Genomic DNA, 254 nt, shown 5'->3' with positions numbered 1-254 from the left:
ATAAACTCAATACCTTTCTTCTCTGCATTGACCTGAAGCGTAGCATCGAAAGACTTCCCACTCTTAGCGGTCATTCCTTCTACTTTCACCGCTTTGCCCTCTACTAGATCTTTGTATTGCTGGTCAGAGAGCGTTACGCCTTTGATCTCTTGAGGAATGCTTACACGGTCGGCACGCAAGGCAATAATCTCATTGGTCTGTGGGTCGATGGAGACGTAGGCTGCAAAAGGTTCACCGCTCTTGGGTGTTACTTC

General features: G+C 47.6%; 1 protein-coding gene. It reads right to left on the bottom strand.

Annotated elements, in window-relative coordinates:
* The coding region (locus HMPREF2890_RS00825) for a DUF3945 domain-containing protein (protein WP_148130634.1) at positions 1-254 on the bottom strand (254 nt) is incomplete at both ends.

Origin of the sequence: Porphyromonas sp. HMSC065F10 (assembly GCF_001808555.1) — a bacterium.
GTDB lineage: Bacteria > Bacteroidota > Bacteroidia > Bacteroidales > Porphyromonadaceae > Porphyromonas_A.
Note: the sequence above shows the minus strand (reverse complement) of the source record. Positions and strands in the feature narration are given on the sequence as shown.